This window comes from Pseudomonas putida, assembly GCF_028682635.1.
In the GTDB taxonomy this organism is placed as follows: Bacteria; Pseudomonadota; Gammaproteobacteria; order Pseudomonadales; family Pseudomonadaceae; genus Aquipseudomonas; species Aquipseudomonas putida_AE.
Genome location: NZ_JANHLK010000045.1, coordinates 21,745 through 31,092, shown reverse-complemented (window position 1 = coordinate 31,092; position 9,348 = coordinate 21,745). Strand labels below are relative to the sequence as shown.

Annotated in this window: 9 protein-coding genes; 6 read left to right on the top strand and 3 right to left on the bottom strand. The window is 63.9% G+C overall.

Annotated elements, in window-relative coordinates; translation table 11 throughout:
• Positions 1-172: 172 nt before the first annotated feature.
• Entirely contained in the window at positions 173-409 is a 237-nt protein-coding gene (locus NPS56_RS29740) for a hypothetical protein (RefSeq protein ID WP_274077959.1), read from the bottom strand.
• A 163-nt stretch (positions 410-572) separates the two neighbouring features.
• Between NPS56_RS29740 and NPS56_RS29735 the strand changes: the two genes are divergently transcribed.
• From NPS56_RS29735 to yghX, 6 genes are all read left to right on the top strand, one after another.
• A complete protein-coding gene (locus NPS56_RS29735; protein WP_274077958.1) occupies positions 573-2,336 on the top strand; it encodes an L-lactate permease in 1,764 nt (587 codons plus the stop codon).
• Between the two features lie 227 nt (positions 2,337-2,563).
• Positions 2,564-4,063, top strand: a complete 1,500-nt coding sequence (gene glcD, locus NPS56_RS29730; protein WP_274077957.1) for a glycolate oxidase subunit GlcD — start codon at positions 2,564-2,566, stop codon at positions 4,061-4,063.
• Complete coding sequence (gene glcE / locus NPS56_RS29725) at positions 4,063-5,127, top strand: glycolate oxidase subunit GlcE (protein WP_274077956.1); 1,065 nt, start codon at positions 4,063-4,065, stop codon at positions 5,125-5,127. The genes glcD and glcE overlap by 1 nt, the downstream gene beginning before the upstream one ends.
• Before the next feature lie 3 nt (positions 5,128-5,130).
• On the top strand, positions 5,131-6,351 hold the full coding sequence (glcF, locus tag NPS56_RS29720) for a glycolate oxidase subunit GlcF (protein WP_274077955.1): 1,221 nt from the start codon (positions 5,131-5,133) through the stop codon (positions 6,349-6,351).
• Between the two features lie 19 nt (positions 6,352-6,370).
• Positions 6,371-6,769 carry a heme-binding protein gene (locus tag NPS56_RS29715; RefSeq protein ID WP_274077954.1) on the top strand — a complete coding sequence of 133 codons (399 nt, stop codon included), beginning with the start codon at positions 6,371-6,373 and terminating at the stop codon, positions 6,767-6,769.
• Between the two features lie 152 nt (positions 6,770-6,921).
• Positions 6,922-7,809: a YghX family hydrolase gene (gene yghX, locus NPS56_RS29710; RefSeq protein WP_274077953.1), complete on the top strand. Its 888-nt coding sequence runs from the start codon at positions 6,922-6,924 to the stop codon at positions 7,807-7,809.
• A 95-nt stretch (positions 7,810-7,904) separates the two neighbouring features.
• On the opposite strand, the gene NPS56_RS29705 is transcribed toward yghX, so the two are convergent.
• Complete coding sequence (locus NPS56_RS29705; RefSeq protein WP_274077952.1) at positions 7,905-8,558, bottom strand: peroxiredoxin; 654 nt, start codon at positions 8,556-8,558, stop codon at positions 7,905-7,907.
• 125 nt (positions 8,559-8,683) lie between these two features.
• Entirely contained in the window at positions 8,684-9,346 is a 663-nt protein-coding gene (locus tag NPS56_RS29700; protein ID WP_274077951.1) for a hypothetical protein, read from the bottom strand.
• Positions 9,347-9,348: the final 2 nt, after the last annotated feature.

The following is a 9,348-nucleotide window of genomic DNA, read 5'->3' as shown; positions in this document are numbered from 1 at the left end:
GAAGCTGTCCGGGTATGGCAAGGACATGTCGATGTATGGGCTGGAGGACTACACCGTCGTGCGGCATGTGATGTTCAAGCACTAAAACCATCGCCAGCAGGCTGGCTCCCACAATTTGGCTGTGGGAGCCAGCCTGCTGGCGATGGCATCACCGCAAATCCCCAGCCTTGCGTTATAGCGTCCTCTGGCTATTGCCAATCCTCTTGGCAATGTCGATCCCCCAGTCCATCGCCGCTTCCATGTCCAGCATATGCGGCTTGGGATCGTGGTTTTCGTCGATGGCCGTGCCATCCGGTCGGTAGACTCCGATGAACATGCCCAGGGAGCCGTCCTTCAGTATCTCGGCCTTGACCTTGATGGTGCATCCGTTCGAAAGCGTCTCCTTGTGCTCCAGATGGCGCTCAGTCATTGCGGTTTTCCTCCCGTGGCAGTTTGGACCTATCGGCAATGCTAGCTCAGGCGCCTGCACAGCGCCGGTAAACACGCCCTGACAGCGGCGCAATGCCACCTATACTACAGGCCACCTCCCCCCCAAGGGGCTGCACGTCCAACAATAAAAGCAGAGGTGGAACATGGTCTGGCAGCAAATCTACGATCCGTTCAACAACCCGGTGCTTTCAACCCTCATGGCCGCGGTGCCGGTGGTGGTGATGCTGGCAGCCCTGGCGTTCTTCCATGTCAAGGCACACCTGGCGGCACTGATGGCCCTGGCCTCGGCCCTGGTGATCGCGATTTTCGCCTTTGATATGCCCGCCGGCATGGCCGGGTCGGCCGCGCTGTACGGGGCCGCCAACGGTTTGCTGCCGATCGGCTGGATTGTGTTGAACATCATTTTCCTGCACCGGCTGACGACCGAGAACGGCTCGTTCAAAGTGCTGCAGGACTCCCTCGCGCGGATCACCGACGACCGCCGTCTGCAATTGCTGCTGATCGCCTTCTGCTTCGGTGCCTTTTTCGAGGGCGCGGCGGGGTTCGGTACACCGGTGGCGGTGACCGGGGCGATCCTCATTGGCCTGGGCTTCTCACCGCTGGCCGCCTCGGGCCTGGCGCTGATCGCCAACACCGCCCCCGTGGCCTTCGGTGCCCTGGGCACGCCGATCATCACCTTGGCCAAGGTCACCGGGCTCGATGAAATGGAGCTGTCGATGATGGTCGGTCGGCAACTGCCGTTCTTCTCGGTGATCGTGCCGTTCTGGCTGATCTGGGCCTTTGCCGGCTGGCGCAAGATGCTGGAAATCTGGCCGGCGATCCTGGTGACCGGGATCAGTTTTGCCGTTCCGCAGTTCGTCGTGTCCAACTATCACGGGCCGATGCTGGTGGACGTGATCGCCGCGCTGATTTCCATGGCCTGCCTGACAGGATTCCTGAAAGTGTGGAAACCGGCCACGGTGCACACCTCCGCCGCCCTGTCCGGGCGCGTCGACAACTCGGCGATCGCCGAGGAACACGACGAAAAACCGGTCGCCAGTGCGGCCTTTGCCAGCGACGCCAAGCCCGCGGTGATGCGCGCCTGGATGCCGTGGATCATCCTCACCGTCTTCGTGTTCGCCTGGGGCACCCAGGGCTTCAAGAACATGTTCGACACCCGCCCAGCGATCGATCCGGCCACCAGCACGGCGAAACTGGATCCCCAAGGTAAACCGCTGCGCGAGGCCAACCCGATTTTCGCCCCGACCCTGACCTTCACCACGATTCACCAGCAGATCGAAAAGGTTCCGCCCGTGGTGCCTGCGCCGAAAACCGAAGAAGCGATCTACAAGTTCACCTGGTTCACCAGCACCGGCACCGGCATCCTGCTGTCGGCGATCCTCGGCGGGCTGTTGATGGGCTACTCCATCCCGCAACTGATTCACCAATACCTGCGAACACTGTGGGTGGTGCGCTACTCGTTGATCACCATTACCGCGATGCTGGCCCTGGGGTTCCTCACCCGCTACTCGGGGCTGGACGCGACCATGGGCCTGGCCTTTGCCGCGACCGGGATTTTCTATCCGATGTTCGGCACCCTGCTGGGCTGGCTCGGCGTGGCCCTGACCGGCTCGGACACCGCGTCCAACGTGCTGTTCGGCGGCTTGCAGAAGGTGACCGCCGAGCAACTGGGGCTCAGCCCGGTGTTGATGGCCGCCGCCAACAGTTCTGGCGGGGTGATGGGCAAGATGGTCGACGCCCAGTCGATCGTGGTCGCCTCCACCGCCACCCGCTGGTACGGCCATGAAGGGGAAATCCTGCGTTATGTGTTTTTCCACTCGATCGTCCTGGCGATCCTGGTCGGTGGCCTGGTGACATTGCAGGCCTATGTTGCGCCGTTCAGTCATATGGTGGTGGGCGGCCACTGATCGGCACAGCCCGGGTTGCTCGCGCAACTCTGTTGAAAATCCCGGGCACTGGCCCTAATGCTGTCCACTGTAGGAGCGAGCTTGCTCGCGATGGTCGTCAACGATAACGCGTGTTTGCGGGCTAAACGCGGCGCTCTTGAGTTCATCGCGAGCAAGCTCGCTCCTACAGTGAGCAGCAATACGGGCACTGGCCCGGGCTTTCATGAACGGAGTATCGTAAAACGACTATGAACATTCTTTACGATGAACGCGTTGATGGCGCGTTGCCAGAGGTCGACAAGAGCGCGCTGTTGCAGGCCTTGCGCACGCAGTTGCCCGATCTGGAGATCCTGCACCAGCAGGAAGAGCTCAAGCCGTACGAATGCGACGGGCTCAGCGCCTACCGCACTACACCGATGCTGGTGGTGCTGCCGCGGGACATTGCCCAGGTCCAGGGCGTGTTGCGCTTATGTCATGAGCGCCGGGTAGCGGTCGTCGCCCGGGGCGCCGGCACCGGTTTGTCCGGCGGCGCCTTGCCCCTGGAAAAAGGCGTGCTGCTGGTGATGGCCCGCTTCAACCAGATCCTGCAGATCGACCCCGCCGCCCGTACCGCCAGGGTTCAGCCAGGGGTGCGCAACCTGGCGATTTCCCAGGCCGCCGCACCGTTCGGCCTGTACTACGCCCCCGACCCCTCCTCGCAAATTGCCTGCTCCATCGGCGGTAACGTCGCCGAAAACGCCGGCGGCGTGCATTGCCTGAAATACGGCCTGACCGTGCATAACCTGCTCAAGGTGGACATCCTTACCGTCGACGGCGAACATCTGACCCTGGGCTCCGACGCCCTGGACTCGCCTGGCCTGGACCTGCTGGCCTTGTTCACCGGCTCCGAAGGCATGCTCGGGGTGATCACCGAGGTCACGGTCAAGCTGCTGCCCAAACCGCAGTCGGCCAAGGTACTGCTGGCGGCGTTCGACTCCGTGGAAAAAGCCGGCCGCGCCGTCGGCGACATCATTGCCGCCGGCATCATTCCCGGTGGCCTGGAGATGATGGACAACCTGGCCATCCGCGCCGCCGAGGACTTCATCCACGCCGGTTACCCGGTGGAGGCCGAAGCCATCCTTTTGTGCGAACTCGACGGCGTCGAAGCCGACGTGCGTGACGATTGCGACCGCGTGCGCCAGGTGCTGCAACAGGCCGGCGCCACCGAAGTGCGCCAGGCCAAGGACGAGGCCGAGCGCGTGCGCTTCTGGGCCGGGCGCAAGAACGCCTTTCCGGCGGTGGGCCGCCTGTCGCCGGATTACTACTGCATGGACGGCACCATCCCGCGCCGCGAGCTACCCGGTGTGCTCAAGGCCATCGCCAGCCTCTCGGCCGAGTACGGCCTGCGGGTGGCCAACGTGTTCCATGCCGGCGACGGCAACATGCACCCGCTGATCCTGTTCGATGCCAATACGCCTGGCGAACTGGACCGCGCCGAAGCCCTGGGTGGGAAGATCCTCGAGCTGTGCGTGAAGGTCGGCGGCAGCATTACCGGTGAGCACGGCGTCGGCCGGGAAAAGATCAACCAGATGTGCGCGCAGTTCAACAGTGATGAGTTGACCCTGTTCCACGCGGTCAAGGCGGCGTTCGACCCCGGCGGCCTGCTCAATCCTGGCAAGAACATACCGACCCTGCACCGCTGCGCCGAGTTTGGCGCCATGCATGTGCACGCAGGCCAACTGCCCTTCCCTGACCTGGAGCGCTTCTGATGCAGGAAACTGCCGATCTCGATGACAGCAGCGCGCTGCAGGAGCAGGTCAATCAGGCGTTGGCGAACGCCACGCCGCTGCGCATCCAGGGGGCCAATACCAAGGCGTTCCTGGGACGGGTGACGGCGGGCGAAATACTCGATACTCGATCGCACCGGGGCATTGTCAGCTACGACCCGACGGAGCTTGTAATCACTGTGCGCTGCGGCACGCCACTGGCGGAACTGGCGAAGGTGCTGGACGCCGCGCAGCAGATGTTGCCCTGCGAACCGCCCTCCTTCGGCGACGATGCCACCGTCGGCGGCATGATCGCCTGCGGGCTGTCGGGGCCGCGTCGGCCGTGGTCGGGGTCGGTCAGGGATTTCGTCCTGGGCACGCGGGTGATCACAGGCCTGGGCAAGCACCTGCGTTTTGGTGGCGAGGTCATGAAAAACGTCGCCGGTTACGACCTGTCGCGCCTGATGGCCGGCAGTTACGGCATCCTCGGCCTGATCACCGAGGTCTCGCTCAAGGTGTTGCCCAAGCCCCGGCAGGCCCTGAGCATCAGCCTGCAAATGAACGCCGAACATGCCCTGCTACGCCTGGCGGAATGGGGCCAGCAACCGCTGCCGATCAGCGCTGCGTGTCATGACGGTGAACGCCTGCATCTGCGGTTGGAGGGTGGCGAAGGTTCGGTGGCGGCGGCCCATGACCGCCTGGGCGGCGAGTTGCTCGACGCTTCGTATTGGGCCGATCTCAACGAACAACGACTGGCCTTCTTCGATGAAGACCAGCCCCTGTGGCGCCTGTCCGTGCCCAACAACACGCCACGGCTGTCCCTGCCCGGCCGGCAATTGATCGACTGGGGCGGCGCCCAGCGCTGGCTCAAGTCCGACGCCGAGGCAAAGTTCATTCGCCAGGTCGTCGAAGAGGCTGGCGGGCACGTCACCTGCTACAGCCACGGGCTCACGGACACGCCCTTCCAGCCGCTGCCCGACGCATTGATGCGCTACCACAAGAGCCTCAAGCAGCAACTCGACCCCCAGGGCATCTTCAACCCCGGACGTCTGTACGCGGAGTTATGAATCATGCAGACCACCTTGAGCGAACGCGCCCGCCAATTGCCCCGCGCCGAGGAAGCCGACAGCATCCTGCGCACCTGTGTGCATTGCGGTTTCTGCAACGCCACCTGCCCGACATATCAATTGCTCGGCGATGAGCTGGATGGCCCGCGCGGGCGCATCTACCTGATCAAGCAGGTGCTGGAAGGCAACGAGGTGACACAGAAGACCCAGCAGCACCTGGATCGCTGCCTGTCATGCCGCAACTGCGAAACCACCTGCCCTTCGGGGGTCGATTACCACAACTTGCTGGACATCGGCCGGGCCGTGGTCGATGCGGCGGTACCGCGTCCGCTCGGTCAGCGTCTGTTGCGCGAAGGGCTGCGCACGCTGGTGCCGCATCCGGACCTGTTCAAGCGCCTGGTCAACAGCGGCCAGGTGTTTCGCGCGCTGCTGCCCGGCGCGCTGCAAAGCAAGCTGCCGCGCAACCTGCCGGTGACCAAGCAGCGCCCCGCCGTGCGCCATGCCCGCCAGGTGCTGATGCTCGAAGGTTGCGTGCAGCCCGGCCTGTCGCCCAATACCAACGTGGCCGCCGCCAGGGTCCTGGACCGCCTGGGCATCAGCGTCATGCCGGCCCGCGAGGCCGGCTGTTGCGGCGCCGTGGACTATCACCTGGACGCCCAGGCCGCCGGCCTCGATCGCGCCCGGCACAACATCGATGCCTGGTGGCCGGGCATTGAACAAGGCGCCGAGGCCATCGTGCAAACCGCCAGCGGTTGCGGGGCGTTCATCAAGGATTACGGGCATCTGCTGGAGCGCGACCCGGTCTATGCCGACAAGGCCAGGAAGGTCAGCGCGCTGGCCAAGGACCTGGTGGAGGTGTTGCGCGCCGAACCGCTGGAACAGTTGGGCATCCACAACGCCCATCGCGTTGCCTTCCATTGCCCGTGCACCTTGCAGCACGCGCAAAAACTCGGTGGCGCGGTCGAAAAGGTACTGATGCGTCTGGGCTTCAACCTCACCACAGTACCGGACGGCCATTTGTGCTGCGGTTCGGCGGGCACCTATTCGCTGACCCAGCCGGAACTGGCCCGGCAACTGCGCGACAACAAGATGAATGCCCTGGAAAGCGGCTACCCCGAAGTCATCGTCACCGCCAACATCGGCTGTCAGTCGCACCTCGACGGCGCGGGCCGTACCCCCGTCCGGCACTGGATCGAACTGGTCGAAGCCGCCCTGTCCCAATAGCGCCCAATGGAGAATGCCCATGAACAGCAAAGCCGTCCTGAGCCAGGCCGAAGTCAGCCGGATACTCGCCGCCGCCCGCACCGAAGCCCAGGCCAATCAATGGCCAGTGACCATTGTGGTGGTCGACGACGGCGGTCATCCCCTGGCCCTCGAACGCCTCGATGGCGCCTCGCCCATCAGTGCCTACATCGCCACCGAAAAAGCCCGCACCTCGGCCCTGGGGCGGCGGGAATCCAAAGGCTATGAAGAGATGGTCAATGGCGGGCGAACGGCCTTTCTCTCGGCCCCGCTGCTGACCTCGCTCGAAGGCGGGGTGCCGATCACGGTCGACGGCCAGGTGGTCGGTGCGGTCGGGGTGTCCGGGGTCAAGGCCGAGCAGGATGCGCAGGTGGCGAAGGCCGGGGCGCAGAGTTTGTAATTTGGCATGCCCCCCTGTAGGAGCGAGCTTGCTCGCGACGGAGGTCAACGATGACGCGGGGAGCCTGACAGCCCGCGGTGCTCTCAGGTTTTTCGCGAGCAAGCTCGCTCCTACAAGGTTCGCGTTCTATTGGATGAAGAGGAAGCGCCTATATGACACGTCTCACTGCAAAAGACTTTTCCCCACAGCTGTTGGAACTCTACGATTACTACGCCCATGGCCTGATCAACCGGCGCGAGTTTCTCGACCGCGCCGCGCTGTTCACCCTGGGTGGCTTGACCGCCAGTGCACTGCTGGCGTCCCTGAGCCCGGACTACGCCCTGGCCGAACAGGTCGAATTCACCGACCCGGACATCATTGCCGAGTACGTCGAATATCCCTCACCCAAGGGCCACGGGCAGGTTCGTGCCTATCTGGTGCGTCCGGCAAAAGCCGCCGGCAAGCCCCCTGCGGTGGTGGTCGTGCATGAAAACCGTGGGCTCAATCCTTACATCGAAGACGTCGCGCGACGCCTGGCCAAGGCCGGTTTCGTCGCCCTCGCCCCGGATGGCCTGAGCTCGGTGGGCGGCTACCCCGGCAACGACGACAAGGGCCGTGCGCTGCAGGAGAAGGTCGACCCGCAAAAGCTCATGAACGACTTCTTTGCCGCCGTCGAGTGGATGATGAAACACCCCGACGCCAGTGGCAAAGTCGGCATCACCGGTTTCTGTTATGGCGGTGGAGTCACCAATGCGGCCGCCGTGGCTTACCCGGAACTGGGCGCCGCGGTGTCGTTCTACGGCCGGCAAGCGGACGCCAAGGATGTACCGCGGATCAAGGCACCGGTGATGCTGCACTACGGCGAACTGGATACGCGCATCAACGAAGGCTGGCCCGCCTATGAGCAAGCGTTGAAGGCCGGGGGCAAGACCTACGAAGCGTACATTTATCCCGGCGCCAACCATGGTTTTCACAACGACTCCACGCCGCGCTATGACGAGGCGGCGGCGAAGCTGGCGTGGGAGCGGACATTGGGGTGGTTTCACAAATACCTGGGGTAAGCCGGAGCCACCCTCCCTTGTAGGAGCCCGGCTTGCCGGCGAAGGCGATCTCACGGACGCCATCGCCGGCAGGCCAGCTCCCACAAAGGCCGGGGTTATTTCGGTTGCGCCACCGTGCGCAGATACGGTTTCAGGGTCTTGAAGCCGTCCGGGTATTTCTTCTTCGCATCCTCGTCGGACACCGACGTCGGAATGATCACGTCTTCCCCCGGTCGCCAGTTCACCGGCGTGGCGACGGTGTGCTTGGCGTTGAGCTGCAACGAGTCAAGCAAACGCAGCACTTCATCGAAATTGCGCCCGGCGCTCATCGGGTAGATCAGCATCGCCTTGATCTTCTTGTCCGGGCCGACCAGGAACACCGAGCGAACCGTGGCATTGTCCACCGCGGTGCGCGTGCCGCCGCTGGCATTGGGGTGGATCATGTCGTAGAGCTTGGCCACGACCAGGTTTTCGTCGCCGATCAGCGGGTAGTTGACGGCACTGCCCTGGGTTTCTTCGATGTCACCCACCCATTTCTCGTGATCACTGACCGGGTCGATGCTCAGGCCGAGGATCTTGGTGTTGCGCTTGTCGAACTCCGGCTTGAGTTTGGCCAGGTAACCCAGTTCGGTGGTGCACACCGGGGTGAAATCCTTGGGATGCGAAAACAGGATGGCCCAGCCATCACCGATCCATTGGTGGAAGTTGAGCGTGCCTTCGGTGGTTTGTGCCGTGAAATCCGGCGCTTCATCGCCTATGCGGATTGCCATGTTCGATCTCCTTGCAGTGATGGTCAGGGGACGCTGTCGCAGCGCGGGTGAGCGTTAGCGACGGCATTGAAAATGGGTGCCTTGCCTGTTGACGCGACTCAGTATAGGAGACGATTGCCGATCGATCAGCCGCCCAGCGCAATGATCGCGGCGATCAGCGCGGCGCCGAGGACGGCCAGGGCAACCCCGCCCTGCCACGGCCTGGCACCGGCGTAGCGGGCGAGGATCCAGCCCGCCAGGAACAGCACCAGAATGCCGATGGCGTTGGACAAGCGCACCGCCAGCGCCGTCTGATCGAGGAGCAGGAAGGGCACCACCAACGGGAAGGTCGCCACCACTACCAACAGGAACACGCCCAGCGCGCCCTTGAAGTCATCCAGGCCCAGCGCCGGCTGCAGCGGCGTGGCGGGTGCCTGGATCAGGCGCTGGCGTAACGCTTCCAGGCCTTCGGCGCCGGCGGCCAGGGCAATCCGTGGCGGCAGCGCATCGGCGATCAGCGCCTGGCCAGCGCTGGCATCGCGACCCTCGCGCAAACCGCTGAACAAGTTGCGGTTGCGCGTGCGCTCGATGACCGTGCGCAGCAGATACATCACCGCGTCCGCCAGGCCCCACGCCAGGTTGCAGCCCAGCGCGGCGATCATCATCGTGCGTTCTTCCTCCTGATTGGCGGTGGCCACACTGATCGTTCCAGTGAACGTCATGGCCATGAGCAGGCCGAAAATCACTTCGGTGACCCGGTCGACCGGATCGAGTACGCGGGCGCGTTTCTGTTGAGCGTTTTCGTGCATGG

Coding starts and splice junctions, on each gene's coding strand:
- NPS56_RS29735 (WP_274077958.1), top strand. CDS start 573: ATGGTCTGGCAGCAAATCTACGATCCGTTCAACAACCCGGTGCTTTCA.
- glcF (WP_274077955.1), top strand. CDS start 5,131: ATGCAGACCACCTTGAGCGAACGCGCCCGCCAATTGCCCCGCGCCGAG.
- NPS56_RS29705 (WP_274077952.1), bottom strand. CDS start 8,558: ATGGCAATCCGCATAGGCGATGAAGCGCCGGATTTCACGGCACAAACC.
- glcE (WP_274077956.1), top strand. CDS start 4,063: ATGCAGGAAACTGCCGATCTCGATGACAGCAGCGCGCTGCAGGAGCAG.
- yghX (WP_274077953.1), top strand. CDS start 6,922: ATGACACGTCTCACTGCAAAAGACTTTTCCCCACAGCTGTTGGAACTC.
- NPS56_RS29700 (WP_274077951.1), bottom strand. CDS start 9,346: ATGCACGAAAACGCTCAACAGAAACGCGCCCGCGTACTCGATCCGGTC.
- NPS56_RS29715 (WP_274077954.1), top strand. CDS start 6,371: ATGAACAGCAAAGCCGTCCTGAGCCAGGCCGAAGTCAGCCGGATACTC.
- NPS56_RS29740 (WP_274077959.1), bottom strand. CDS start 409: ATGACTGAGCGCCATCTGGAGCACAAGGAGACGCTTTCGAACGGATGC.
- glcD (WP_274077957.1), top strand. CDS start 2,564: ATGAACATTCTTTACGATGAACGCGTTGATGGCGCGTTGCCAGAGGTC.